27 protein-coding genes are annotated in these 23,788 nt (G+C 66.5%); 12 read left to right on the top strand and 15 right to left on the bottom strand.

Going from position 1 to position 23,788, the window contains the following annotated elements:
- Window positions 1–703 (bottom strand): 7-cyano-7-deazaguanine synthase QueC (gene queC, locus RSO01_RS38440; RefSeq protein ID WP_147155884.1); only part of this gene is annotated, 703 nt, incomplete at its 3' end.
- 3 nt (window positions 704–706) lie between these two features.
- Window positions 707–1,477 (bottom strand): enoyl-CoA hydratase/isomerase family protein, encoded by a 771-nt coding sequence (locus tag RSO01_RS38435; RefSeq protein WP_147155883.1) that lies wholly within the window; start codon window positions 1,475–1,477, stop codon window positions 707–709.
- Between the two features lie 39 nt (window positions 1,478–1,516).
- On the opposite strand from RSO01_RS38435, the gene RSO01_RS38430 reads away from it, so the two are divergent.
- Entirely contained in the window at window positions 1,517–2,752 is a 1,236-nt protein-coding gene (locus tag RSO01_RS38430; RefSeq protein ID WP_147155882.1) for a metal-dependent hydrolase family protein, read from the top strand.
- A gap of 32 nt (window positions 2,753–2,784) precedes the next feature.
- Here the strand turns inward: RSO01_RS38430 and RSO01_RS38425 are convergent, their stop codons facing one another.
- The gene (locus RSO01_RS38425) at window positions 2,785–3,216 is read right to left on the bottom strand and encodes a GFA family protein (RefSeq protein ID WP_147155881.1); all 432 of its coding nucleotides are present in this window, start codon (window positions 3,214–3,216) and stop codon (window positions 2,785–2,787) included.
- Window positions 3,217–3,308: 92 nt separating this feature from the next.
- Here RSO01_RS38425 and RSO01_RS38420 point away from each other — a divergent pair, with 92 nt between their 5' ends.
- A complete protein-coding gene (locus RSO01_RS38420) occupies window positions 3,309–3,527 on the top strand; it encodes a hypothetical protein (protein ID WP_147155880.1) in 219 nt (72 codons plus the stop codon).
- A 2-nt stretch (window positions 3,528–3,529) separates the two neighbouring features.
- On the opposite strand, the gene RSO01_RS38415 is transcribed toward RSO01_RS38420, so the two are convergent.
- From RSO01_RS38415 to RSO01_RS38385, 7 genes are read right to left on the bottom strand one after another with little or no spacing between them, the layout of a single operon-like run.
- Window positions 3,530–4,444: a hypothetical protein gene (locus RSO01_RS38415; RefSeq protein ID WP_170303680.1), complete on the bottom strand. Its 915-nt coding sequence runs from the start codon at window positions 4,442–4,444 to the stop codon at window positions 3,530–3,532.
- Between the two features lie 38 nt (window positions 4,445–4,482).
- Window positions 4,483–5,601: an acyl-CoA dehydrogenase family protein gene (locus RSO01_RS38410; RefSeq protein ID WP_147155878.1), complete on the bottom strand. Its 1,119-nt coding sequence runs from the start codon at window positions 5,599–5,601 to the stop codon at window positions 4,483–4,485.
- 9 nt (window positions 5,602–5,610) lie between these two features.
- Entirely contained in the window at window positions 5,611–6,795 is a 1,185-nt protein-coding gene (locus RSO01_RS38405; protein ID WP_147155877.1) for an acyl-CoA dehydrogenase family protein, read from the bottom strand.
- A gap of 14 nt (window positions 6,796–6,809) precedes the next feature.
- A complete protein-coding gene (locus RSO01_RS38400; protein ID WP_147155876.1) occupies window positions 6,810–8,435 on the bottom strand; it encodes a long-chain fatty acid--CoA ligase in 1,626 nt (541 codons plus the stop codon).
- A 15-nt stretch (window positions 8,436–8,450) separates the two neighbouring features.
- Window positions 8,451–8,777 (bottom strand): hypothetical protein, encoded by a 327-nt coding sequence (locus RSO01_RS38395; RefSeq protein WP_147155875.1) that lies wholly within the window; start codon window positions 8,775–8,777, stop codon window positions 8,451–8,453.
- Entirely contained in the window at window positions 8,774–9,103 is a 330-nt protein-coding gene (locus RSO01_RS38390) for a TetR/AcrR family transcriptional regulator (RefSeq protein ID WP_147155874.1), read from the bottom strand. Before RSO01_RS38390 ends, RSO01_RS38395 begins: the two co-directional genes overlap by 4 nt.
- Window positions 9,104–9,107: 4 nt before the next feature.
- Window positions 9,108–10,322 (bottom strand): ABC transporter substrate-binding protein, encoded by a 1,215-nt coding sequence (locus tag RSO01_RS38385; RefSeq protein ID WP_170303679.1) that lies wholly within the window; start codon window positions 10,320–10,322, stop codon window positions 9,108–9,110.
- A 107-nt stretch (window positions 10,323–10,429) separates the two neighbouring features.
- On the opposite strand from RSO01_RS38385, the gene RSO01_RS38380 reads away from it, so the two are divergent.
- A complete protein-coding gene (locus RSO01_RS38380; protein ID WP_147155872.1) occupies window positions 10,430–11,467 on the top strand; it encodes a class III extradiol ring-cleavage dioxygenase family protein in 1,038 nt (345 codons plus the stop codon).
- 10 nt (window positions 11,468–11,477) lie between these two features.
- Window positions 11,478–12,299 carry an SDR family NAD(P)-dependent oxidoreductase gene (locus RSO01_RS38375; protein ID WP_147155871.1) on the top strand — a complete coding sequence of 274 codons (822 nt, stop codon included), beginning with the start codon at window positions 11,478–11,480 and terminating at the stop codon, window positions 12,297–12,299.
- Window position 12,300: 1 nt separating this feature from the next.
- Here the strand turns inward: RSO01_RS38375 and RSO01_RS38370 are convergent, their stop codons facing one another.
- The 3 genes from RSO01_RS38370 to RSO01_RS38360 are packed head-to-tail and all read right to left on the bottom strand — an operon-like array spanning window position 12,301 to window position 14,710.
- Window positions 12,301–12,912 (bottom strand): TetR/AcrR family transcriptional regulator, encoded by a 612-nt coding sequence (locus tag RSO01_RS38370; RefSeq protein ID WP_147155870.1) that lies wholly within the window; start codon window positions 12,910–12,912, stop codon window positions 12,301–12,303.
- On the bottom strand, window positions 12,912–13,430 hold the full coding sequence (locus RSO01_RS38365) for an aromatic-ring-hydroxylating dioxygenase subunit beta (RefSeq protein ID WP_170303678.1): 519 nt from the start codon (window positions 13,428–13,430) through the stop codon (window positions 12,912–12,914). Before RSO01_RS38365 ends, RSO01_RS38370 begins: the two co-directional genes overlap by 1 nt.
- The gene (locus RSO01_RS38360; protein WP_218037594.1) at window positions 13,427–14,710 is read right to left on the bottom strand and encodes an aromatic ring-hydroxylating oxygenase subunit alpha; all 1,284 of its coding nucleotides are present in this window, start codon (window positions 14,708–14,710) and stop codon (window positions 13,427–13,429) included. Before RSO01_RS38360 ends, RSO01_RS38365 begins: the two co-directional genes overlap by 4 nt.
- Before the next feature lie 88 nt (window positions 14,711–14,798).
- On the opposite strand from RSO01_RS38360, the gene RSO01_RS38355 reads away from it, so the two are divergent.
- From RSO01_RS38355 to RSO01_RS38315, 8 genes are all read left to right on the top strand, one after another.
- The gene (locus RSO01_RS38355) at window positions 14,799–15,989 is read left to right on the top strand and encodes an NAD(P)/FAD-dependent oxidoreductase (RefSeq protein WP_147155868.1); all 1,191 of its coding nucleotides are present in this window, start codon (window positions 14,799–14,801) and stop codon (window positions 15,987–15,989) included.
- Window positions 15,990–15,998: 9 nt separating this feature from the next.
- The gene (locus tag RSO01_RS38350) at window positions 15,999–16,319 is read left to right on the top strand and encodes a 2Fe-2S iron-sulfur cluster-binding protein (protein WP_147155867.1); all 321 of its coding nucleotides are present in this window, start codon (window positions 15,999–16,001) and stop codon (window positions 16,317–16,319) included.
- Window positions 16,316–17,323, top strand: a complete 1,008-nt coding sequence (locus RSO01_RS38345; protein WP_147155866.1) for an amidohydrolase family protein — start codon at window positions 16,316–16,318, stop codon at window positions 17,321–17,323. Before RSO01_RS38350 ends, RSO01_RS38345 begins: the two co-directional genes overlap by 4 nt.
- 86 nt (window positions 17,324–17,409) lie before the next feature.
- Window positions 17,410–18,858: a DUF3300 domain-containing protein gene (locus RSO01_RS47900; RefSeq protein ID WP_170303677.1), complete on the top strand. Its 1,449-nt coding sequence runs from the start codon at window positions 17,410–17,412 to the stop codon at window positions 18,856–18,858.
- Complete coding sequence (locus RSO01_RS38330) at window positions 18,855–19,790, top strand: DUF2950 family protein (RefSeq protein ID WP_147155865.1); 936 nt, start codon at window positions 18,855–18,857, stop codon at window positions 19,788–19,790. Before RSO01_RS47900 ends, RSO01_RS38330 begins: the two co-directional genes overlap by 4 nt.
- 81 nt (window positions 19,791–19,871) lie before the next feature.
- Window positions 19,872–20,588 carry a pirin family protein gene (locus RSO01_RS38325; RefSeq protein WP_147155864.1) on the top strand — a complete coding sequence of 239 codons (717 nt, stop codon included), beginning with the start codon at window positions 19,872–19,874 and terminating at the stop codon, window positions 20,586–20,588.
- A gap of 171 nt (window positions 20,589–20,759) precedes the next feature.
- Window positions 20,760–21,533, top strand: a complete 774-nt coding sequence (locus RSO01_RS38320) for an SDR family NAD(P)-dependent oxidoreductase (protein ID WP_147155863.1) — start codon at window positions 20,760–20,762, stop codon at window positions 21,531–21,533.
- 38 nt (window positions 21,534–21,571) lie between these two features.
- The gene (locus tag RSO01_RS38315) at window positions 21,572–22,096 is read left to right on the top strand and encodes a molybdopterin-guanine dinucleotide biosynthesis protein A (protein ID WP_147155862.1); all 525 of its coding nucleotides are present in this window, start codon (window positions 21,572–21,574) and stop codon (window positions 22,094–22,096) included.
- A gap of 178 nt (window positions 22,097–22,274) precedes the next feature.
- Here RSO01_RS38315 and RSO01_RS38310 read toward each other — a convergent pair whose 3' ends face one another.
- Together RSO01_RS38310 and groEL are read right to left on the bottom strand one after the other, a co-directional pair.
- Complete coding sequence (locus tag RSO01_RS38310) at window positions 22,275–22,745, bottom strand: hypothetical protein (protein ID WP_147155861.1); 471 nt, start codon at window positions 22,743–22,745, stop codon at window positions 22,275–22,277.
- A 25-nt stretch (window positions 22,746–22,770) separates the two neighbouring features.
- Window positions 22,771–23,788 (bottom strand): chaperonin GroEL (gene groEL, locus RSO01_RS38305; RefSeq protein ID WP_147155860.1); only part of this gene is annotated, 1,018 nt, incomplete at its 5' end.

The raw sequence follows: 23,788 nt of genomic DNA, 5'->3' as shown, positions 1-23,788 counted from the left end.
CGCCCGCGCGGTACTTCGCCCAGCCGTTGGCGCGCAGCCGACAGGCATCGCAGGTGCCGCAGCCGAGCCCCCAGTCGTGACGGTTGGTGCGGTCACCCAGATAGCAGGTGTGGGTCTCGCCGACGATGAGGTCGATCAACCTCTGGCCGCCGAGCTGGGCGGCCAACCGCCAGGTGTCCGCCTTGTCGATCCACATCAGCGGCGTCTCGAATACCAGCCGCGCTTCCATGCCAAGGTTGATGGCAAGCTGCATCGCCTTCACCGTATCGTCGCGGCAGTCGGGATAGCCCGAGAAGTCGGTCTCGCAGACGCCGGCCACGACATACTTCAGCCGGCGCTGATAGGCGGTGATGGCGGCAAAGGTCAGGAACACGAGGTTGCGGCCGGGCACGAAGGTGGCCGGCAGGCCGTCGGGGCGCTGGCCCATCGGCAGGTCGGCCGTGAGGGCGCTCACACTCACCTGCCCCAGCACGTCGAGCGACACGACGCGGTCGGGACCGAGCTTGCGGTTCCAGTCGTCGCTGAGGCCGGCGATGGCACGACGCACTGGTTCGCGCACCTCCATCTCGACGACGTGCCGCTGGCCGTAGGCAAAGCCGATGGTCTCGACCCGCTCGTAGCGCGACAGCGCCCAGGCGAGGCAGGTGGTGGAGTCCTGGCCTCCCGAAAACAAGACCAGAGCAGAGGAAGGATCGAGGGTCATCTTTCACCAGTTCGGTGGACGCTTTTCGTTGAAGGCATTGAGCCCTTCCTGGGCGTCGTCGGTCTCAATGATGTTGCAGATCGTCTCAACCACATTCTCGATGGCACGGCGATACTCGAAGTCGTTGGCGCGCATGAAGGAATCGCGCGCGAGCTGCATGACCAGCGGCGACTTGGCGGCGAAGTCGCGGGCCATGCGGCGCGCCTCCTCCTTCACCTCGGCCGCCGGCACGACCCGGTTGACCAGCCCCATGGCGCAGGCTTCCTCGGCCGACACCGGCTTGCCGCTGAACAGCAGCTCGAAGGCCTTGTGGCGGCCGATCTGGCGCGGCAGGTGGACGAAGTGCATGGCCGGGATCACGCCGACCAGGATCTCGGGATAGCCGAGGCTTGCCGTGTCGGCGGCGATCAGCACGTCGCATGAGACCGCGAGCGTCACGCCGGCGGCGCGCGCCGGGCCGGTCAGGGCGGCGATGGTCGGCTTGCCCAGGCGGTACTGCAGGTCGTGCATCTCGAAGTAGAGCTTCTCCAGGTAGCGACGCAGGTCCAGCCCGCGCTTGTTGCGGATCATCGCAAGGTCCATGCCGGCGCTGAACGAGCGCTCGAAGGCGCTGGTGAGGATGACGGCCCGCACCTCGGGATCGGCCTTGGCCTTGCGGTAAGCGTTGTTGATATCCTCGATCAGCGCATGATTGATGGCATTCACCGGCTCGCGGCGCATGGTGATCTCGGCCACGCGGTCGACGACGGCATAGTCCAGGTTGGCGAATTCCATTCTTCCTCCGGCAGTCACAGCCGATGATATACTGACTGCATGTCGCAGACGCTCTTCACCAACGCAAATCTAGTGCTGGATGGGTTCTCCGACCTGCAGCGCGGTTTCAACGTGCTCGTGAGCGACGGCCGTATCGTCAAGATATCCAAGGCGATCGCCGCCGACGGAGCGACGGTCGTCGACGTCGGCGGCCGCACTTTGATGCCGGGCCTCATAGACGCCCACGCCCACATCACCGGCCTGTCGCTCACGCCCAAGAACATCGCCAACCCGGCGGCCGACATCGCCATCGCCTCGGCCAACTACCTGCGCAACTGCCTGATGGACGGCTACACCACCATCCGCGAGGCCGGTGGTGCCGGCCACGCCACCGCGCGGCTGTTGGCCGAGCGCCAGATCATCGGGCCGCGGCTCTATTACTCCGGGCGGGCGCTGACCCAGACCGGCGGCGGCGCCGACTTCCGCACGCCCGACGAGGAGACCGATCCCTGCGGCCATGTCGGACCGTTCTCGGTCATGTCGGTGATCACCGACGGCACTGATGCAGTCCGCAAAGCCGCGCGCGAGGAACTGCGCCGCGGCGCCACGCAGATCAAGCTGTTCGCCTCGGGCGGCGTGGTGTTCCCCGCCGAGGGCCATGCGACGCGCTACGAATTCACGCCGGAGGAGCTGCGGGCGGCTGTCGAGGAGGCGGCGGCGCGCGGCACCTACGTGATGGCGCACGTCTATACCGACGAGGGCGTACGACGCTGCCTGGAGGCCGGCGTGCGCTCGATCGAGCACGCCAACTTCGTGAGCGAAGAGACGGTGGCGATGATGGCCGAGCACCGGGCGTTCTACGTGCCGACCTTCATCTCCCTGGTGCAGCGCGTCGAAAGCGCGGACCACGAGCATCTGCCGCCGACGATCGTCGGCAACCTCAAGCGCACCATCGAGCGCGGCCGGCAGGTCTATGGCTGGGCGCGCAAGCACAAGGTGCCGATCGGCTTCGGCACCGACCTGTGGGGGCCGGAGGCGCAGAAGTCCCAGCTGCGCGAGTTCGAGATGCGCCGCGACCTCGACACATCGGCCGACATCCTGCGCTCGGCGACCGCGGTCAATGCCGAGCTGCTGATGGAGAAGGGCATGCTGGGCGTCATCGCCGAGGGCGCGCATGCCGACCTGCTGGTCGTCGACGGCGACCCGCTGGCGAATCTCGACGTGCTGCTGGATCCGCGGCGGCACCTCAAGCTCATCATGAAGGCCGGCGAGATCTACAAGAACGAGCTCGTCTGAACGGGAGCGCGGGCCTCCGGCCCGCGCTCCCGCTACCGCGGCACCAGCGTCGTCGGACTCTCCGGATGGTGGGGGATGTCGGGAAAGGCGAGCCAGTCGTGCTTCGACCGGGTAAAGACGGTGCGCACCGGCGGAGGGAACTGCGGATCGGCGAAAGCGCCGATGGCGATGCTCACGATGTCGGGTAACCGCTCGTTCTCCCAGAAAACGGTCGAGCCGCACTTGGGACAGAAATGGAAGGCGAGCCAGGCGCCACTGTCGGCCTGGCGCCGGTACGTGCTGCGCTCGCCGTTGATGGCGACGATCCCGCTGCGCGGAAAGAAAGCCTGAGCGCCGAACAGCGAACCGGTGCGCCGCTGGCACTCCAGGCAATGACAGGACGAGACGATGCTTGGCGCACCTCTCGTGCGAATGTTCAACTGGCCGCAGGCGCAGGCGGCAGCGCGCTCGACGGATTGGGTCATGCGCCGAGCTTGCCACCGATTGGTCTCACAAGCGAGGCAGCAGGATATCGACAATCGCCCGCGTCTTTCATCCATCGCGGGAGAGCGGGAGATTGGCCAGGCGATCAAAGCTGCGCGTCGGACCGACGCTCGCCATCGGCGTGCTCACGCTAATGCTGTGCCTCGGCATCAGCCTGCTCTATGTCGGCTGGCAGCCCGGCTCTACCTTGAACCTCGTCGGTTACGTCGCCATGGCGCTGGGCCTGCTGGCGGCCATCGTGCTGGGCGTCGGCCTCGCCCTGCTGGTTCACCACAACAAGCGCGACGACTGATCCTACGCTGCCTTCCTGCGCAGGCGACGGAGGGACCGACCGACGCGCTTCAGCCAGCTCTCGACCGGTGCGCCCTCGGGCACTTCGGCAAGAAAGGACTGCAGGGCCTGGCGTGTCGCCGCCTGCAGCTCGGGCTCGGTCGGAAAGTGCGGATACCAGCCGCCCAGCCCGGCATCGACGACCTCGAAGCTGGTCTGCCGCGCCGGCACGATGTCGAATTCGATGGTCGGGCGCAGCGCCACGCCCGAGATCGGCGCGTGCAGCACGACGCTGTTCTCGAACAGTACCCAGATCGGCTTCTCGCTCTCCAGCGTGAACTCCTCGCCGTTGCGGAGCTGGAACCAGGTCGTGCTCGATTGCTTTCCGCAGCCCTGCGGCAGGATGAAGATCTTGCGCATGGCGACCGGCCAGCCGTCGAGGTGCCGGTCGGCGAGCGGCCGGTTGGGCACGAGCTGGAATTGCCGCGTCGAGGCGATGCGGAAAGGATGGCCGACGGCCGCTTCGACCTGGGGGCCGGCGGTCGACAGGAACTCCGCCAGGAGCGCGCGCGTGGCGGGCGTCAGCTTGCGATACTGATTGCTGTCGTTGAGATAGTCGCACTGCGCGAAGCTGGTGCTGACATAGCCAAGCGCGAAGTCCTTGCGCCGCATTTTTACGCGCGGGCTGGCGAGCAGGTTGTCGCGCAGACGGCGCGCGAAGTCCTCGTCCAGCGGGAAGACCATCACGCCGACCTTGGCCAACGGACCGTTGTCGCAGCCGAGCTCTTCGGTCAGCGATTGCCAGGCCTCGCGGGAAAGGACCGCGCGATCGCGACGAAACTTCTCGAAGGCGGCATCATCGTCGGGGCTTTGCGCCTCCCACTGATGCATCCGCTCCGCCAACGCGTGATCCGACAGGCTAAGGAACTCCGGCCTCATGCCGGCAAGGTAGCGTCCCGGGCGCTATCTTGCCACCGTCACGCCGCCTTCCGCTCGACCATGTCGATCACGCGGGCGCGCTGGGCGCGGGCGCTGCCGAACAGCTCGGCATTGGCGCGGGCGCGCTTGAAATAGAGGTGGTTCACCATCTCCCAGGTGAAGCCGATGGCGCCGAAGATCTGGATGCTGCGCTGGGACACGGCCATGTAGGCGTCGCTGGTGTAGGCCTTGGCCATCGCCGCGGCCAACGAGCCTCGGGCGTGGTTCTCCGACAGCGCCCAGGCGGCATAGAGGGTGGCGGCGTTGCTGCACTCGACCTGGCCCAGCATGTCGGCCAGCGAATGCTTGATCGCCTGGTAGGAGCCGATCGGCCGGCCGAAGGCCATGCGCTCCTTGGCGTAGTCGACCGTCATTTCCATGACACGCTGCGTGCCTGCTGCACTTTCCGTCGCCAGCGCGAACAGCACGCGATCGCGCAGCCACGGCCATAGCGTCGCATCGTCGGCCGCGAGCCGCTCGCCGACGGCGTCCTTCAGGCGCACGTCGGCCACCTGGCGCGTGACGTCGCGCCACGGCAGCAGATCGACCTGCACGCCGGGCTGGTTCGCCTCGAGCAGGAAGAAGGCACGGTTGCCGCCTTCTTCCTGTGCCGCCACCACCAGCCAGTCGGCGGCAGCGGCATCGATCACGAACGACTTGGCACCCGTGAGCCCCCACGACTGCCCGCGCTTGCGCGCCGTAGCCTCGTGCGAAGGCGGGTCGACCGCCCCGCTCGCATCGGCGACCGCGAGCGCGAGCTTGGTCGAGCCGGCGGCGACGGCTGGCAGCAGAGCCTTCTTCTGCGCCTCCGAGCCGCCCTTCTGCACCGCCCACGCGCCGAACAGCGTGCCGAGGAACGGACTCGGCGCCAGCGTGCGGGCCATCTCGCCCAGGATCATGGCGAGGTCGATGCAGGAGAGGCCGAGCCCGTCATAGGCCTCGTCGATCACCAGGCCGGGCCACCCCATCGCCGCGATCTTGCTCCAGTTCGCCTCGTAGTCCGCGTCCGCCACGGTGGCGCCGGGCACCAGCACGCGGGCGAGCGAGATCTCCTTCTCGAGGAACGTGCGCGCCGACTGGCGCAGCATTAGATGGTCTTCGCTCAGGGCAAAGTTCATCACACCCTCCTAGGCTTGCTTGCGCCGCGCCTCGGCCCACGGCAGCCGCGCCGTGGGGTCGAGCTCGCGCGGCAGGCCGAGCATGCGTTCGGCGACGACGTTCTTCAGCACTTCCTGCGTGCCGACGCCCAAGGTCACGGCCTGGCTGAACCAGAAGGCGTAGTCCCAGTCGTCGTAGGGATCGTCACCGGCAAGCTGCGAGGGGAACGGCTTTTCGCCGGCGATCATGCCGCGTGCGCCTTGGCTCCTCTTGGCGAGGTCGACGACGCGCTGGCCGTGCGGCGCCGCCAGCATCTTGTGGATGGCGCCCTCGGGCCCCGGCGCCTTGGCGTTCATGCGGTCGCTGAGCGCCCGGCAGGCGAGGAGGCGCAGGATCTCGCCCTCGACAAAGATCTGCGCCGCCTCATCGCGGATGGCACCGTCGGCCAGCGCGCGGATCTCGGCCAGGCCTTCGACCAACTCGCGCGCCGACGGGCCGTGGCCCCAGATGGCGCCGGGCCGCGACAGCGCCACGCGCTCGGTCTGGAGCTGCGTCGTGCACAGCGCCCAGCCCTCGCCTTCCTTGCCGAGAAGACGATCGGCCGGGATGCGCACATCCTCCAGGAACACCTCGTTGTATTCGTTCTCGTGCGCCGACATGTCGATGATCGGCCGCACGCGGATGCCGGGCGTGTCCATGTCGACCAGGAACTCCGACAGGCCCTTGTGCTTGGGCTGGTCGGGATCGGTGCGCGCCACCAGCACGCCGACCTTCGCCTTGTGGGCGAGCGAGGTCCAGATCTTGTGACCCTTGATGACGTAGTGGTCGCCGTCGAGCCGCGCGACGGTACGCAGATTGCCGAGGTCGGAGCCGCCCGACGGCTCGCTGAACAGCATGCACCAGGTGTGCTCGCCCGACAGCGCCGGCCACAGGAAGTGCTGGCGTTGCGCCTCGGTGCCGTGGGTCAGCAGCGACTGGGCGCAGTTGTTGATGGCGACCGGATTTCTCGGCACGTGGACGCCGGCGCGCTTCATCTCCTGGTCGATGATGAGCTGCAGCTCGGCGTCGGCTTCCAGGCCCCACGGCCTGGGCCAATGCGGCACCGCGAAACCCGCTTGCGCGAGCGCCAGGCCCGACGGATGCGGATTGGCCTCGAACCAGGCGCGGATCTCCTGGCGTTTGGGATGGTCTTCACCCGGCAACTCGAAATCCATGGTTCCCTCCAACGCTACGCAGCGGCCACCGAGACGTAGTCCTTGAACTGCTGGCGCAAGGTCACCTTGTGCACCTTGCCGGTGGCGGTGAGCGGCAGCGCCTCGACGAAAGTGACGTCGGTCGGCAGCCACCACGACGCCATGCTGGGTTTCAGGAACTCGATCAGCTCCGGTGCGGTCACCTGCTTGTCGGGCCGCCGCACGACGACCAGCAAGGGCCGCTCCTGCCAGCGCGGATGGGGAATGCCGATCACGGCCGCCAGCGCCACCGCGGGATGGCCCATGGCCGCGCCCTCGATGGCGGCGCTGCTGATCCATTCGCCGCCCGACTTGATGACGTCCTTGGAGCGGTCGACCAGCTCGACCGTGCCGTCGGCATGGAGCTTGGCGACGTCACCGGTCTGCAGCCAGCCGTCGGAGATCGGCGCCTCGTGCTTGAGGTAGGCGCCGGTCACCAGCGGGCCCTTGGCCTGCAGATGGCCGAAGGCGACGCCGTCGTTCGGCAGTACCTCGCCGTCGTCATCGACGATGCGCAGCTGGGTCGAGAAGGCGACGCGGCCCTGGCGCAGCTTCTGGTCGACACGCTTGTCGAAGGGCGCGTCCAAAAAGCCGGGCGGCATCGACGTCTTGGTGACACCGAGCGCCTCGGTCATGCCCCAGCAATGGGCGACTTCTATGCCGTGGCGCTGCTCCAGCGCCTCGACCAGCGCGCGCGGCGGCGTGGTGCCGGCGACTAGCGCCGCGCGCATCGACGGCAGCTTGAGATTATTGCGGTCGAGATGATCGACCAGCGTGATCCAGACCGTCGGCACGCAGGCCGCCATGGTGACGCGCTCGGCCGCCATCAGTTCGTAGAGCTTGTCAGGCTCGAAGTTGCGGCCCGGCAGCACCAGCGCGTGGCCGCTGAGCGGCGCGGTATAGACCATCTGCCAGCCATTGCCGTGGAACATCGGCGCGATCGGCATCACCGCCTCGCGCATGCCCGAGCGGTAGCCGCCGATCATGTCGGCCGTGCTCATGACCAGGGCGCTCAAGATCGTCGAGCGGTGGGTGTTGACCACGCCCTTGGGTTGGCCGGTGGTGCCTGAGGTGTAGCAGATCACCGACGCCTGGCGTTCGTCGAAGGTCGGCCAGGCAAAGTCGTCGTCCTGGGCGGCCAGCAGCTTTTCATAGGACAAGAGCTTCAAGCGCGACCCGGGAGGCTCGGGATCGACGCTCATGTAGATCCAGCCCTTCACGCCGGGCACCGAGGGTGCGATCCGCTCGGCGATGGGCAGCGTGCCGGCGTCGACGCAGATCCAGGAATCCTCTGCGTGATTGACGATGTAGGTGAGCTGCTCGTCGAACAGGCGCGGGTTGATGGTGTGCAGCACCGCGCCAGAGCAGGAGACGCCATAGAACAGTTCGAAGTGATGGTGGGTGTTCCAGGCGAGCGAGCCGACGCGATCGCCGGGCTGCACGCCCAGCGCCGCCAACGCCTTGGCCAGGCGCTTGGCTCGGCTGTGCACCTCGCCGTAGGTGGTGCGATGGATGCCGCCCTCGGGCGTACGCGCAACGACTTCCGTAGTGCCGTGAATGCGCGCGGCGTGCTCGATGATCGATGTCACGAGCAGGGGCGCATCCATCATCAATCCGCGCATGGCACTCTCCTTCGGCTAGCGCGACTTCCCGATGTAGCCCTCGACAATCTTCCGCCACAGTCCCAGCAAGCGGTCGAAGCGCTCGGGCTCGTTCTGCCACAGCATGCGCACGGCAAGCCCGCGCACCAGGCCGAGCGTCAGCCACAGCACGTCGTCGGCGACCTGCTCGGACATGCCGTTGGCCACCAGCGCCTGGTGCCAGGCCCGCTCCGCCGGCAGGCGCGCATTGCGCACCATGGCCATGAGCTGCTTGCGAAAGCGCGCGCTGTTGATCGACGTGGCGATGTCGAGCGAGATGAAGAACGGCGTCGAGAAGAAAAACTCGCGGCCGTCGGCGATCACACGCTCCAGCGGATCCTGCCGCGCTTCAAGGTCCGCGCCCGCACCTGGCTGGTCGTCAGCACGTTGTGAAAGACGTGCTCCATGGTGGCGTAGACCAGCTTTTCCTTGGTCTTGAAGTGATGGAGCTGCGCGCCGCGCGACACCCCCGCCGCCTTGGCGACGTCGGCGGTGCGGAAATGGGCGTAGCCCTTCTTGCGCAGCACCTCGACCGCAGCATCGAGAATGCGGGTGCGCGTCTCCTGGGTACGCTGGGCCTGGGTGCGGCGCTTCTTCTTCGTCGCACGCGTACGCTTGAGAGGGCGCTCGTCCGTGACGGACAGGGACATGGGATCAGTCCGCCTTGATGTACTCGACGGCCGTCCAGCCCTTGCCGTCGAAACGCGAGAGCTGGAAGCCGTGATAGGCGCGATAATCCTCCGGCGTGTTGCTGAGCTTGATGCCGGGCAACAGCAGCGCCAAGGTGACGTCTTGCAGGGTCGTCGCCTTCTTGAGCAGGTTCTCACGGGTCAGCTCGTTGCCGGCGGCATTCAGCACGTATTCCGCCATCTGGGCATTGACGTAGCCCGACACGCCGATGGCATCGAGGGGCGATTCGTTGGGCGCGTACTTCTTCATGAAGTCGAAGTAGGCCTGCATCTCCGGGTCCTTCTCCCAGGCAGGATCACCCGGCTCCTTGAAGTACTGCGCCGTCATCACGCCTTCGACCTTGTCGAAGCCCACGACCTTCAGCACGGCCTGCACCGAGCTGCCCGGGCTGGCGATGAACTGCATGGGCTTCCACTTGAGCTCGTCGGCCTTGCGCAGCGCCTGGGCGGCGAACTTGGGCGTGGTGAAGTTCATGAACACGTTGGCGCCCGAGCCCGCGAGGTTGATGACCTGCGAATCGACGGTGGGATCAGTCAGCTCGTAGCTCTGCTCGGAGACGACCAGCTTCTTGTAGTTCTCGCCCAGCGCCTTCTGCAGGCCCTTGAGGAAGTCCTTACCGTAGTCGTCGTTCTGGTAGAGCACGCCGATCTTGAGTTCCTTCTGGGCCTTCAGCGCGTAGCGGGCGAAGCCCATCGCCTCGGTCTCGAACGAGGGATAGAACGGCACCGTCCAGGGATACTGCTTGGGATCGTTGAACTTGCTGCCGCCCGCCGAGATCAGGAGCTGCGGCACCTTCTTGCCGTTGAGGTAACGTTGCGTCGCCGAGTTGGTCGGCGTGCCGACGGTGCCGACCTCGGCCAGCACGTTGTCCTCCTCGACCAGCTTGCGCGAGGCTTCCAGCGCCTTGGGAGGGCTGAAGCCGTTGTCGAGCATGATGAACTTGATCTTGCGCTTGTTGATGCCGCCCTTCTCGTTGACGGCATTGAAGTAGGCCTGCTCGACGCGGCTGTAGATGCCGAAGGCCGACGCCGGTCCGCTGAACGGCGCGCTCTGGCCGATCATGATCTCTGTATCGGTGACGCCCGGCCCGTACTTCTTGTCCTGCGCCCTGACCTGCACACCGGTCGCCGTTGCCAACACGAACCCGGCCGCGACCAACGCCATCGTCGTTGCGCGCATCGTTTCCTCCCGATCTTCAACGACCTCTCGACGGGCCGCTATGCTGGGAGTTAAAAACAGTCCGTCCGGCTTGTAAACAAAAATTCTACCATTTGTTAGGAAACGCCATGGCCGAAATTCTCGCCCTCGGGATCTCCCACTATCCGCCATTGCACAGCCACGACGACCGCATGTCGTGGATTCTGAAGAAGATGCTGCAGAATCCGAAGCTGCCGCAGGAGCTGCGCACGCCCGCCGGCTGGCCCGAAGCGATGCGCATCGAATGGGGCAACGACGAGGGCGTAGCATCCGCCGCGCGCCATCGCGCCGCGCTTGTCGCCTGGATGGACAAGACGCGTGCGGCACTCGATGCCTTCAAGCCCGACTTCGTGCTGATCTGGGGCGACGACCAGTACGAGAACTTCAAGGAAGACGTCGTCCCGCCCTACTGCATCAGCGCCTACGAGAGCTTCAAGTTCGCCTCGCCACCAGGCAACGTGTGGGGCGAGACGAACAAAACCTACGAGCTGCCGGGCCATCGCGCCGCCGCCAAGATGCTGGCGAGCCGGCTGATCGAGGAAGGCTTCGACACGGCCTACGCCTACAAGCCTTTGCACAATCCGTTGGGGCACGCCTTCACCAATGCGATCATGTATCTCGACTATCATCGCAAGGGTTTCGGCTATCCGATCGTTCCCTTCGCCATCAACTGCTACGGCCGGCGCGTGCTCGCCCAGAAAGGCGGCCTGCCGGTGTTCGACCGCGTGATCGACGACGCCGACCTCGATCCGCCGGCGCCGACGCCGCGGCGACTGTTCGACATGGGCGCGGCGACGGCGCGCGTGCTGGCGGAGTCGCCCTATCGCGTGGCGCTGCTCGCCTCGTCGGGCTGGAGCCATGCCTTCCTGACGGCCAAGAACCATTTCCTGTGGCCCGACACGCCGTCCGACCGGCGCATGTACGAGGCGCTGCGCGACTGCGACTGGCAGACCTGGCGCGGCTATTCGGGGGCGGCGGTCGAGGATTGCGGCCAGCAGGAAATCCTGAACTGGGCCTGCCTTGCCGGAGCCATGAGCGAGCTCAAGCGCAAGCCCCAGGAGACGGGCTTCGTCGACACCTGGATATTCAATTCCTCCAAGGTGTTCCTGATCGCACCGCCGAACTGAGGATCCAGCCATGAAGCTCAAGGACCGGGTCGCGGTCATCACCGGGACCAGCCCCAACATCGGTGGTGGCATTGCCGAGGGACTGGCTGCTGAAGGCGCCATCGTCGTTGCCGTCGACGCCAATGCGGCCAACGCCCAGGACTGCGCTGCCTATCTCGAGAAGACCGGCAACCGCGCGCTCGGCCTCACCTGCGACGTCACCGACGAAGCCAAGGTGAAGGGCACGATCGACGCCGCCCTCGCAGCGTTCGGCCGGATCGACGTGCTGGTGAACAACGCGGTCTTCTACAACAAAAAGGGCGTCATCGACATGACGTTCGAGGAATGGAACCGCCAGACCGCCGTCATCCTGGGCGGCGCCTTCCTGTTCACCAAGCATGCCTGCCAGGCGATGATCGCCCGGAAGAGCGGCGGTAGCGTCATCAACATCGCCTCGACCGCCGGGCATCAGGGCGAGCCCAGCAACATCGCCTACTCGACCGCCAAGTGCGGCATCCTGAACTTCACGCGGTCGGCGGCGATGGAGCTGGTCGGGCACGGCATCCGCGTCAACAGCCTGACGCCGACCGCGACCGATCCCAGCCAGTCCTTCGAACGCGCCGCGCGCTGGGGCCGCACCGTCAAGAAGCCGGACGGCATCGATCGCGTCATGAAGCCGTTCCGCGAAGGCATTCCGATGCAGAAGCTGCCGCTGCCGACCGACTATGCGCAGGCCGCGGTGTTCCTCGCCAGCGACGACGCGTCGATGATCACCGGCACCGACCTGCGCGTCGACGGTGGCGCGATCGCGCGCTACTGGGCGTGGGAGCCGAAGGCGGGGGCGAAGCTTTAGCTTACTTGGCAACGCCCTGCGTCAGCACGCGCATCAGCTCGTCGGCGATGTCGTCGAGGGTCATGTCGCCTTCGGGGTCGTACCATTCGGCGGCCCAAGTCAGCGCGCCCATGGCGAGCATGCGCACCACCGAGAGATCGAAGCCCGATTGCAACAGGCCCTTGCGCTCGGCCTCGGCCAGCAGGCCGGCGAAGATCGCGGCATAGTCGCGTTCCTGCTGCATGTGGTGGTCGCGCAGGCGCTTCGGCAGTCGGCGGATCACCTTCAGCCGTGACGAGAAGTGATGGCGCATCGTGTACTTGAGATGAGCGCCGAGCGCCGCGCGCAGGCGCACCAGGGGCGAGCTGTCGGAACCTGCCTCGGCGACCGCCGCTAAAACCTCTTCACGGGCGTTGCCGACGCCGCCTTCCAGCACGGCGCGCAGGATCTGGTCGCGCGAGGAGAAGTGGTAGTAGATGCTGCCGGCTTCGATCTTGGCCGCCGCCGCGATGCGGCGCACCGTCACCTCGTCCGTGCCGTGCTCCTGGAAGAGCCGGGTGGCGACCTCGATCAGGCGTGCTCTGGTCCTGTCGGCCTTGGTGATCCTGTCCTTCCCGGACTTCTCGCTCGGCATCAGATAATGATAGTCAGCTTTCCCGGATAAAGCATGTCCATAGCGAGCACCGAGCGCTTGGACTTGATGCGGAACGGCTCGGCGTTGACGTCGATGCGGTAGAGGTGCTTGCCGTAGTAGGTGTCGACCACGCCGCGCTTGGCCCGGTAGGTGACGAAGTTGCAGCTCACGTCGGCCACGCCGTCCGTCAGGCCGGTGATCCGCACGTTACTGATCATGTGGCGCTGCTGGGAGCGCGGAAACTCCGAATGCGCCTCCTTCTTGGTGAGCCGCACCACCCGTTCGCGCAGGCGCACGTAATCGTCGGCGATGTAGAACAGCGACGTCGCCGGGTCGCTCTCGTCGCTGCCGGTCGGCGGCACCTCGTAGGTCGCGCCCTCGGCGAACAGCGCGAACCACTCCTCGACCTTCCAGTCGTCGAGCAGGTCGGCTTCGAGATAAAGGAAATCCTCGATGCGCCCGCGCAGCGCCGCATTGTCGTTGCGCAGGCTGGCCGGCAGGCCGACGTCGCCGTTCACGACACGGCCCCCAGGCGGTCGCGCCACTGGCGCCAGAAGCAGCGCATCTGCTCCTCGTCGTCATTCATCGGCGGGCCCTGGCGCGGCATGCCCTTGGAGATGTCGTTCCAGCCCACCTCGCGCAGGTTCTGGTAGCCGCGCTGACAATTCTCCAGCGCCTCCTGGTCGTCGGGCGTGGCGAAGCCGCCCGGACCCAGGAATTCCAGGAAGTTGAACAGGCGCAGCTTGCGCAGGTCGTGGTTCTCGTCGCGCGCGCCCAGCGCCCAGGCGCTCACCGTCATCTTGTTGGGCGCCGCCGGCATGAAGGTGCGGATGGTGATCGCCATGATATCGTTGATCACCAGATTGGGGAAGATCAGCATATTGCGGCTGAACTCCGACATGCGCGTACCGCGCTGCTCGCCGAAGCGCTTGATCAGGCCCTCGCGCAACGCGGCGATCACCGGGCGCTTGTCCTCGCCCATCGACGGCACCCAGCGCGCGATCGGCCGCCCCCAGGGCGAGGCGTACTCGATGACGGCATGGCCGTTGCCGAGGTCGTGCATGCCGCTCGCCGAGAACTCCGAGCCGGCCGAATCCATGCGCAGGGCACCCAACGTCTTCAGATAGTCGAAGTAGGTGCTGTGCACGGGAAAGCCGTGGAAGGCGTCGATGCTGTTCTCGGCCAGAAGCTTCCAGTTGGCGTTGATGATGTATTGCTGGCCCGAGCCCACGACCTCCATGCCGGCCTCGTTCTGGTCGGCCACCAGGTCGATATATTCCTTGGCGCCGGCAAGATAGTCGCTGAGCGGCATGGCGTTGCGGTCGAAGTTCACGAACCAGAAGTCGCGATAGCTTTCCAGCCGCGGCACCTGGGCGAGATCGGCGCAGCCGCCGCCGTAATGCTCCTTGCCGTAGTTGCCCTCGTCGAAGCGCGAGGCGAAGCGGCCGTTCACGTTGAACGACCAGCCGTGATAGAAGCAGCGAAACGACAGCGCATTGCCCTTCTTCTCGCGCACCACCATGGCGCCGCGATGCGGGCAGGTGTTGAGGAAGGCATGCACCGCGCCGGCGCGGTCGCGATTGAAGATCAGTTCGCGCCCACCGACCGCACGGGTGATGAAGTCGCAATTGTTGGCGATCTCCGACGAATGGCCGAGATAGAGCCAGCAGCGGTCGAAGATGGCCTGGCGCTCGGCCTCCAGCACGGACTCGTCGGTGAAGGCCCGCCGCGCGACGCGGAACAGGTGCCGGCCGCGATCCTCGACGACCATCTGCGGAGTGGTCAGGATAGTGTCCATGATTTCCTCCTTCGTCTTTCCTTGGCTGGACTCTGGCCGATTTTCCGGGCAACAACAATACCGAACAAACGTTAGATTTTGACGCACGATGGCCGATCCACTGGTGATCATCGGGGCGGGACAGGCCGCCAGCCAGCTCATGGCCAGCCTGGCGCAGGACGGCTTCCAGGGCGAGATTTGCCTGGTCGGCGACGAGCCGCACCTGCCCTATCAGCGCCCGCCGCTGTCCAAGAAGTTTCTGGCCGGCGAACTGGCGCTCGACCGGCTGTACGTCAAACCCGCGGCCTTCTACGAAAAGGCCGGCAGCCGCCTGCTGCTGGGCCAGCGCGCCGAGCGCATCGACCGGGCCGGCCGGGCCGTCCTGCTGGCTGACGGGTCGCGGCTGCCCTACTCCACCCTCGTGCTGGCCACCGGCAGCCGGCCGCGCGAGCTGCCCCTGCCGGGCGCGTTCTACCTGCGCAACATCGCCGACGTCGACGCCATCCGGGGACAGCTGGCGCCGGGCAAGTCGCTCGTCGTGATCGGCGGCGGCTATATCGGGCTGGAGCTGGCGGCCGTCGCGATGAAGCTCGGCGTCGCGGTGACTGTGCTGGAGCAGGCGCCGCGCCTGATGGCGCGCGGCGTCGGACCGGTCGTCTCGCAGTTCTATGCCCGGCTGCACGGCGAGGAGGGCGTCGTCATCCGCACCGGTGCGATGGTGCGCGGCTTGGACGGCAAACGCGTCGTTTGCGAGGGTGCCCAGTACGATGCCGACATCGTCGTCGTCGGCGCGGGCGCGGTACCCAATGTCGAGCTTGCCCGCGAAGCCGGGCTGGCGGTCGAGGACGGGATCGTGATCGACGCGCAGTGCCGAACCGATGATGCATCGATCTACGCCATCGGCGACTGCGCCAGCCAGCATCATGACCTGGCCGGCCGCCGGCTGAGGTTGGAATCGGTACACAATGCGCTCGAGCAGGCGCGCATCGCCGCGGCGGCGATCTGCGGGCGCAAGCCGCCGGCGGTGCAGGTGCCGTGGTTCTGGACCGACCAGTACGATGTGAAGATGCAGATGGCGGGCCTGTCGGCCGGCCACGACCTGGCCGTCGTGCGCGGCGATGCCGAGCGTGGCCGCTCTTTCGCCGTGTTCTATCTGCGCGAGGGAACGCTGATCGCCGTCGACGCGATCAACCGGGCGCCGGAATTCATGATGTCCAAGCAGCTCATTGCCGAACGTGCCAAGATCGATCCGGCGCGGCTTGGCGACGAAGGCGTGGCCATGAAGGACATGAGGAACTAGGAACAGCCAATGGCGAAGATCGTTTTCGAGGAACCCGACGGCACCGAGCGCGCGATCGACATCGCCAGCGGGCAGTCGATCATGGAAGGCGCGGTGCGCAACGGCATTGTCGGCATCGATGCCGACTGCGGCGGCGCCTGCTCGTGCGCCACCTGCATGGTCTATGTGCCTGAAGACTGGCTCGCGCGCCTGCCGGCCAAGGACAGCACCGAGCAGTCGATGCTGGAGTTCTGCCCGCATGTGCAGGCCAACTCGCGCCTGTCGTGCCAGATCCAGGTCAGCGATGCGCTCGACGGCCTGCGGCTGAAGGTGCCGCAGAGCCAGCAATGAGTACCTCCTGCTGCGCCATCGACGTGCACACGCACGTCGTGCCGGCGCATCTGCCGGACGAGCGGCCCGAGTTCGCCGGCTTGCCGTGGCCGTCGATCAAGCACACCGACGCCTGCCACGCCCAGGTGATCATCAGCGGCAAGAACTATCGCGCCATCGACGATGCTTGCTGGAGCGTGCCGCGGCGCACCGAGCAGATGCCCGGCATGGATGTCGCCATGCAGGTCCTGTCGCCGATGCCCGAGCTCCTGTCCTATTGGCTGCCGACCAATGCAGCATCGGTGTTGGCGCGGCACGTCAACGAGACCATCGCGGAGATGGTGCGCGCCGCGCCCGACCGCTTCCATGGGCTGGGCATGGTGCCCCTGCAGGACATGGATGCCGCGCAGCACGAGCTCGAGCACGCCATGCATCAGCTCGGCCTCAAGGGTGTGGAGATCGCGACCAACGTCAACGGCGTGGCGCTGGGACATCCTTCGCTGGAGCCGTTCTTTGCCGCCGCCGAATCCCTGGGTGCGGCGATCTTCGTGCATCCGCTGCGACCGGCCGGCATGGACCGGCTGGTCGGTCCGGCGAACCTCGAGCAGGTCGTGGCCTTCCCCTGCGAGACGGCGCTCGCCATCGCCTCGGTGATCACCGGCGGTCTGATGAAGCGTCACCCCCGCCTGCGCATCGGCTTCAGCCATGGCGGCGGCGCCTTCGGCCAGGTGCTGCCGCGCATGCAGCACGCCTGGACGGCGATGGCGCCGATCAAGGCCGCCATGGACGAGCCGCGCGCGACGGCGCGAAAGCTCTTTTACGACACGCTGGTCTATGACGAGACGGCGCTGCGCTTCCTGATCGATTCCTATGGCTCGAGCCAGCTCATGATCGGCAGCGACTATCCGTTCTCGATCATGGATCGCCAGCCGACGCGACACTCGGTGAATCTCGGCTTGTCGGATGCCGAGAGCGACCAACTGCTGTTCAAGAACGCGCGGCGTTTCCTCAGTCTCGACGCATAAACCCTGGAATTGCCCTCTTTCCGCTTGGTTCGCGCGTCGCTGTCACCCTAGGATCGCCGCGCTGCAGGGCGAGGGCGAGGGCAAGCATGAAACGACGCGAGTGGGCTGCCGTGTCCGTGGCATTCCTTGTCGCCGGCATCACCGGTCGGTCGCAAGCGCAGGCACCCGCGCCGACCACGCCACAACCGCAGACCGCTGCAACCGACACGAGCAAGTCCTTCACGGCGGCCGAGCTCGACCAGCTCATGGCGCCGATCGCGCTCTATCCCGATGCGCTGCTGGCGCAGATCCTGATGGCGGCGACCTATCCCCTGGAGGTGATCGAGGCGGCGCGCTGGTCGAAAGACAATCCCAACCTGACGGGCGATGCTGCATTGGCCGCGGTCAAGGACAAGGGCTGGGACGTCAGCGTCGCATCGCTGGTCGCCTTCCCGCAGGTCCTGGCGATGATGGACAGCAAGCTCGAATGGACCCAGAAGGTCGGCGACGCGATGCTCGCCCAGCAGCCCGACGTCGCGGCCTCGATCCAGAGATTGCGCGCCCAGGCGCAGGCCGCGGGTACACTCAAGACGACGCCGCAGCAGACAGTGTCGTCGCAGCCGCCCAGTGCCAGCGCGCCGGACGGAACGCCGCCCGCGATCGTCATCCAGCCGACCAACCCCGATACCGTCTACGTGCCGACCTACGATCCCAATGTGGCCTACGGCGCGTGGCCCTATGCCAGCAATCCGCCCTACTACTATCCGCCGGCGAGCTACGGCTGGAGCGGGCCGAGCACCTGGGTCGGCGGTTTCGGCTTCGGCCTGGGCTTTGCGGTCGGCGGCGCCTTCTTCGGCGGCTGGCACTGGGGTGGCGGCTGGGGCGGCGGTTGGGGATGGGGTGGCTGGCGCGGCTGGGGCCACGGCAACAGCTACACCACCGTGAACATCAATCGCGCGACCTATATCAGCAACACCTTCAACGGGAACTACTACGACCACGGCCGCTGGAATCACGATCCGGCGCACCGCCATGGCGTGCCCTATCGCGACCGCGAGAGTCGCGACAAATACAACGACCATCATGCCAATGCCGATGGGCGCAACGGCTACCGCGGCCACGACGGCGATCGCGGCGATGACGGGCGCGGCCGTGGCGGAGATCGCGGCAACGACGGGCGTGGCGGTGATGCGGGTCGAGGCAACGACGGTCGAGGCGGCGACGCAGGTCGCGGCAACGACGGGCGTGGCGGTGATGCGGGTCGAGGCAACGACGGCCGAGGCGGCGACGCGGGTCGCGGTAACGACGGTCGAGGCGGCGACGCAGGTCGCGGTAACGACGGACGTGGCGGCGATGGGCGCGGTGGTGATGGGCGCGGCGGCGACGCGGGCCGCCGCAATGCCTTCAACGGCGCCGATCACGGGCACCAGGTCCAACACGAAGCCGCGCGCGGTCATTCCTATGCAGGTCACGCCTCCCATGCGGGCTGGCATGGCGGCGGCGGTCGCGGCGGTGGTGGCGGACATGGCGGTGGCGGGCATGGAGGCCGGCGATGAGCGTCATGGTTCGGCGCGGCCTGCTCGCTGCTTTCACGATGTTGATGCTGGCCGTTGGCGCGATGGCGCAGCAGCCGCCCGCGATCGGCAAGCAGCAGAGCTTCCCGACGCCCGACGCAGCAGCCGACGCCTTGAACGATGCGGCCAGACGCGGCGACAGCAAGGCGCTGGAAGCGATACTGGGGGCCCCGTGGGACGCACTGACGCCGCTGCAGAGCGACGGCTTCAAGCGCGACCTCGCTGCCTATTTTTCGCAATGGGACAAGCAGCACAAGGTCACGCTCGATTCGGCCAGCAACGGCGCCAAGGCGACCGTCGAGGTCGGCACGACCGGCTGGACGCTGCCCATGCCCATCGTCAAGGACGGTGTGGCGTGGCGCTTCGATTCGATCGCCGGCTTCAACGAGATGATCGCGCGCGAGCTTGGCCGCAACGAGTTCGGCGCCATCCAGACATTGCTGGCGATCGGCGACGCCGAGCGCGACTACGCGGTGCTGGATCCGACGAAGAGCGGCGGCACGGCCTATGCACGTCGCCTGCTGAGCTCAGCGGGAAAGAAGGACGGGCTCTACTGGCCCACCACGCCGGGTGAGCCGAAAAGCCCGCTCGGCGCGCAGGTCGCGCACTCCCAGCCCGACGGCAAGTTTCCCGGCGATCATTACGGCTACAACTTCCGCCTGCTCTACGCCCAAGGCGCGGCGGCGCCGGGCGGCGCGCGGGACTACATCATCAGGGGCCGCATGATCGGCGGCTTCGGCGCCATCGCCTGGCCGCTGCGCTACGGCGAGACCGGTATCATGACCTTCATCATGGGACCCGACGGCATCGTCTATCAGCGCGACCTCGGGCCGAACACGGCGCAATTTGCAGCGTCGATCGTCGCCTTCAATCCCGAAAAGGGCTGGGAAAGGGCCGATTTGACGCCCCCCTGAGGGGCGCCAGCCTGCGGTCACCAACCAGAAACTTGATCCCTTGCCGCCACGAGCCATCTTGGCGGCAAGAGGTAACCAACCATGATCGAACTCAGACCCTTCGAGAAACTCGGCAAGTCGAACCACGGCTGGCTCAACGCCAACTTCCATTTCAGCTTCGCCGAATACCGCAATCCCGAGCGCGTGCACTGGGGTGCGCTGCGCGTGTGGAACAACGACCGCATCGCGCCGCAGTCCGGCTTCCCGCCGCATCCCCATCGCGACATGGAGATCGTGACGTACGTCATCAAAGGCGCGATCACCCACCAGGATCACCTGGGCAACCAGGGCCGCACCGAGGCGGGCCAGATCCAGGTGATGAGCGCCGGCCAGGGCATCCAGCACGCCGAGTACAACCAGGAGCAGGACGAGACCGAGCTGTTCCAGATCTGGATCCTGCCCAACAAGGAAGGCGTGCCGGCGCGCTGGGAGACCGTGCAGTTCCCGGCCGAGGGCCGCGACGGCAAGCTGGTGCCGCTGGCCTCGGGCCGCGGGCATGAGGGCGCGATCCCGCTCTATGCCGACGGCGCGCTCTATGCCGGCACGCTGAAGGCGGGGCAGACGATCCGCCAGAAGCTCGACGGCAAGCCTGCCTATCTCGTGGCGGCCAAGGGCAAGATCGAGGTGAGCGGCGCAGACGGCTCGCCGGTGACCGCCAAGGCGCGCGACGGTGTCGCCGTCGTCGATCTGCCGGAGATCGAGCTCAAGGCGCTCGAGGACGCCGAGATTGTGCTGGTCGAAACCGACAAGTTGAACTGACCTGTCGTTTCGTGTTCATCGTCCCCCTCATGCTCCTCTCCCCCTTGGGGGAGAGGCTGGGTGAGGGGTATTGCAGGAGATGATTTTCTCGTTGAGCCCCCTCACCTAACCTCTCCCCCAAGGGGGAGAGGAACATGAGAATGAGATGAGACTGACTGAGGGGGACTTCGCATGGCCTACAAGGGCTTCGATCTGACGGGCAAGGTGTCACTGATCACCGGTGGCAATGGCGGCATCGGTTTCGGCATGGCCGATGCACTTGCCGAGGCCGGCGCCGATGTCTGCATCTGGGGCACCAACCCCAAGAAGAATGCCGATGCCGCAGAGAAGCTGAAGCGCCACGGCCGCAAGATCCACACCCAGATCGTCGATGTCGGCGACCAGGCCCAGGTCCAGGCGGGCTTTGCCGAGACGCTGGAGGTGATGGGCCATGTCGACAACTGCGTCGCCAACTCCGGCGTCTCGGGCCGCGGCAAGGGCTCGCTGCTCGAGATGGACTACGAGGAATGGCGCCGCGTCATGCGCGTCAATCTCGACGGCGTGTTCTTCACCTTCCAGGCGGCGGCCCGCCACATGGTCGAGCGCGGCAAGGGCGGCTCGCTGGTGGCGATGGCCAGCACGGCCGCCATCGAGGGCGCGGCGCGCTCCAGCCACTACGGCGCGAGCAAGGGTGGCGTCTGCGCCATGGTGCGGGCGCTCGCCGTCGAGCTGGCGCGTTACAAGATCACGGCCAACTCCATCCTGCCCGGCTGGATCGAAACCGAGATGACGGCCAACGCCTTCGGCAACGAGAAATTCGCCGGCAACGTGATGCCGCGCATTCCCGAGCGGCGCTGGGGTGTGGGCGCCGACTTCGGACCGATTGCCGTCTACCTGGCAAGCGGCGCCACCGGCTATACGACGGGGCGCGACTTTGTCATCGATGGCGGCTATACGTTGTTCTAGTTGTCTGGTCCCAAGCACCCTCGGGGGAGAAAAGCCCAATGATGAAGACTGTTGCGGCCTCGATGGCCATTGCCCTCACTGCCATCGCCCTGCCGGCGCTCGCGCAGCAGGCCGCAAAGCCGGCCGCAGCCGCCGCGCCCAAGGCTGCGACCGACGATCGCTACATCGGCTACTACTATCCCAAGCCGACCTCAACCGAGGTGTTCGAATCGCAGCTGCAGACCATCGCCGGCGTCGAGCGCGCCCAGCGCATCCAGTTCACCACCGTGGTCTCGCAGGGCACGATCCAGTCGGCCTATCGCGTGCCCTATGCAGTGTTCGCCAAGGGTGAGAAGGCCGAAAAGATGATCATCGTCGGCATGCAGCAGGGCGAGCTCAACACCGTCTATCGCATGCGCGCGCTGCTCGCCAACATGACGACGATGTCGCGGCTGTCGCCGTTCTTCCAGGAGCGCACGGTGGCCGAGGATGCGACGTTCTTCGACCTGCTGAAGCTGCTCGGCTTCAAGGAGCTCACCGTGACCGACGGCGAGAAGGTCACGCATCAGGTGACGATCAAGTAGGACTCAAGTCTTCTCCTCCCCCGTCTTCGGGGGAGGATACAGGAGGGGGTGGGCCTCGGTCGGGGTCTCGCCCCTTTTCAGATCTGAAATTTCAGAGAGCACTTCTGTTGCTCTCCCCCTCCCTACCCTCCCCCGTATGACGGAGGAGGAAATGAGAGTCCGGTCCGACTTCTATCGCTTATCGCTGCGTCGTCGTCTCGCGACCTTGCGGCGATTCCAGATTCCGATCGGGTTGCAGGTAGAGCGTCAGCACGAGCGCGACGACGAACACGGCGCCCCAAGCCAGCCACGTCGGGAATCTCGAATTGTTCATTTCAATGCTACCTCCGCCGCGTCGAACCGCCGTTGAAGGGATGGGCGGTGCGCTTCGCAACGGCAGCGAATCGACCAGACGGGCGGCGATCGCCTCGGCGTCCGACGCCTTCCAGTCGCCTTCGGGAAGCCTGGCGATTGTCTGAGCGAACACCCGAGCCGCCGTTTCCCGCGGCAAGTCCGACAGGCGCGCGGCCTCCTGCCACGGATCGATGCCCAGTCGTGACAAGGCCGTCAGGACCGTGAGCGGCAAACCGACCGCCTCCTCGCCAACAGCGGCGAAGAGGAACGCATTGTATTCGGAGTGACCGAGGGAATATTCCGGGCGCAGCGTCATGACGCCTCCACCGTAGATGCCTGGGTTACATGCCCATGCCGCCGCCTGGCATCGCCAGCGGCGCATCCTTGGTGGGCGCTTCGACCACCATCGCCTCCGTCGTGATCAGCAGGCCAGCCACCGACACCGCGCCCTGCAGCGCCGTGCGGACGACCTTGGTCGGATCGATGACCCCAGCCTTGATCATGTTGACGTACTCGCCCTTCTGGGCGTCGAAGCCGAAATTGGCATCCTTCTGGTCGAGCATCTTGCCCGCAACCACCGCGCCGTCGAAGCCGGCATTCTCGGCGATCTGGCGGACCGGCGCCTGCAGGGCGCGGCGCACGATCTCGATGCCGACCTGCTGGTCGTGATTGGCGCCGCGCTTGTTCTCGAGCACGCGGGTGGCATAGAGCAGAGCCGCGCCGCCACCGGCGACGACGCCCTCCTCGACCGCAGCCTTGGTCGCATGCATGGCGTCCTCGACCCGGTCCTTCTTCTCCCTGACCTCGACCTCGGTGGCGCCGCCGACCTTGATGATCGCCACGCCGCCGGCGAGCTTGGCCAGGCGCTCCTGCAGCTTCTCGCGGTCGTAGTCGGAGGTCGACTCCTCGACCTGCGCCTTGAGCTGTGTGACCCGGCCCTCGATGTCCTTCTTCTTGCCGGCGCCGTCGATGATGGTGGTGTTGTCCTTGTCGATATGGACGCGCTTGGCGGTGCCCAGCATGTCGAGGGTGACGTTCTCAAGCTTGATCCCGAGATCCTCACTGATCTCGCGGCCGGCGGTCAGGATCGCGATGTCCTCGAGCATCGCCTTGCGACGATCACCGAAGCCCGGCGCCTTGACGGCAGCGACTTTGAGCCCGCCGCGCAGCTTGTTGACGACCAGAGTGGCGAGCGCCTCGCCCTCGACTTCCTCGGCGATGATGAGCAGCGGCCGGCCCGACTGGGCGACCAGTTCGAGCAGAGGCAGGATCGTCTGCAGGCTCGACAGCTTCTTCTCATGGATGAGGATGTACGGGCTCTCGAGCTCGACGATCATCTTCTCGGCATTGGTGACGAAG

The sequence above is a fragment of the Reyranella soli genome (assembly GCF_007992495.1).
Lineage (GTDB): Bacteria > Pseudomonadota > Alphaproteobacteria > Reyranellales > Reyranellaceae > Reyranella > Reyranella soli.
Note: the sequence above shows the minus strand (reverse complement) of the source record. Positions and strands in the feature narration are given on the sequence as shown.

What these genes read in the sequence shown, in the direction of transcription:
- RSO01_RS38370 (WP_147155870.1), bottom strand. Translation starts at nt 12,912, where the DNA reads ATGCCGAGCGAGAAGTCCGGGAAGGACAGGATCACCAAGGCCGACAGG.
- RSO01_RS38410 (WP_147155878.1), bottom strand. Translation starts at nt 5,601, where the DNA reads ATGAACTTTGCCCTGAGCGAAGACCATCTAATGCTGCGCCAGTCGGCG.
- RSO01_RS38355 (WP_147155868.1), top strand. Translation starts at nt 14,799, where the DNA reads ATGGCCGATCCACTGGTGATCATCGGGGCGGGACAGGCCGCCAGCCAG.
- RSO01_RS38330 (WP_147155865.1), top strand. Translation starts at nt 18,855, where the DNA reads ATGAGCGTCATGGTTCGGCGCGGCCTGCTCGCTGCTTTCACGATGTTG.
- RSO01_RS38315 (WP_147155862.1), top strand. Translation starts at nt 21,572, where the DNA reads ATGATGAAGACTGTTGCGGCCTCGATGGCCATTGCCCTCACTGCCATC.
- RSO01_RS38350 (WP_147155867.1), top strand. Translation starts at nt 15,999, where the DNA reads ATGGCGAAGATCGTTTTCGAGGAACCCGACGGCACCGAGCGCGCGATC.
- RSO01_RS38430 (WP_147155882.1), top strand. Translation starts at nt 1,517, where the DNA reads ATGTCGCAGACGCTCTTCACCAACGCAAATCTAGTGCTGGATGGGTTC.
- RSO01_RS38390 (WP_147155874.1), bottom strand. Translation starts at nt 9,103, where the DNA reads ATGTCCCTGTCCGTCACGGACGAGCGCCCTCTCAAGCGTACGCGTGCG.
- RSO01_RS38380 (WP_147155872.1), top strand. Translation starts at nt 10,430, where the DNA reads ATGGCCGAAATTCTCGCCCTCGGGATCTCCCACTATCCGCCATTGCAC.
- RSO01_RS38425 (WP_147155881.1), bottom strand. Translation starts at nt 3,216, where the DNA reads ATGACCCAATCCGTCGAGCGCGCTGCCGCCTGCGCCTGCGGCCAGTTG.
- RSO01_RS47900 (WP_170303677.1), top strand. Translation starts at nt 17,410, where the DNA reads ATGAAACGACGCGAGTGGGCTGCCGTGTCCGTGGCATTCCTTGTCGCC.
- RSO01_RS38310 (WP_147155861.1), bottom strand. Translation starts at nt 22,745, where the DNA reads ATGACGCTGCGCCCGGAATATTCCCTCGGTCACTCCGAATACAATGCG.
- RSO01_RS38385 (WP_170303679.1), bottom strand. Translation starts at nt 10,322, where the DNA reads ATGCGCGCAACGACGATGGCGTTGGTCGCGGCCGGGTTCGTGTTGGCA.
- RSO01_RS38320 (WP_147155863.1), top strand. Translation starts at nt 20,760, where the DNA reads ATGGCCTACAAGGGCTTCGATCTGACGGGCAAGGTGTCACTGATCACC.
- RSO01_RS38415 (WP_170303680.1), bottom strand. Translation starts at nt 4,444, where the DNA reads ATGAGGCCGGAGTTCCTTAGCCTGTCGGATCACGCGTTGGCGGAGCGG.
- RSO01_RS38435 (WP_147155883.1), bottom strand. Translation starts at nt 1,477, where the DNA reads ATGGAATTCGCCAACCTGGACTATGCCGTCGTCGACCGCGTGGCCGAG.
- RSO01_RS38405 (WP_147155877.1), bottom strand. Translation starts at nt 6,795, where the DNA reads ATGGATTTCGAGTTGCCGGGTGAAGACCATCCCAAACGCCAGGAGATC.
- RSO01_RS38360 (WP_218037594.1), bottom strand. Translation starts at nt 14,710, where the DNA reads ATGGACACTATCCTGACCACTCCGCAGATGGTCGTCGAGGATCGCGGC.
- RSO01_RS38375 (WP_147155871.1), top strand. Translation starts at nt 11,478, where the DNA reads ATGAAGCTCAAGGACCGGGTCGCGGTCATCACCGGGACCAGCCCCAAC.
- RSO01_RS38325 (WP_147155864.1), top strand. Translation starts at nt 19,872, where the DNA reads ATGATCGAACTCAGACCCTTCGAGAAACTCGGCAAGTCGAACCACGGC.
- RSO01_RS38400 (WP_147155876.1), bottom strand. Translation starts at nt 8,435, where the DNA reads ATGCGCGGATTGATGATGGATGCGCCCCTGCTCGTGACATCGATCATC.
- RSO01_RS38345 (WP_147155866.1), top strand. Translation starts at nt 16,316, where the DNA reads ATGAGTACCTCCTGCTGCGCCATCGACGTGCACACGCACGTCGTGCCG.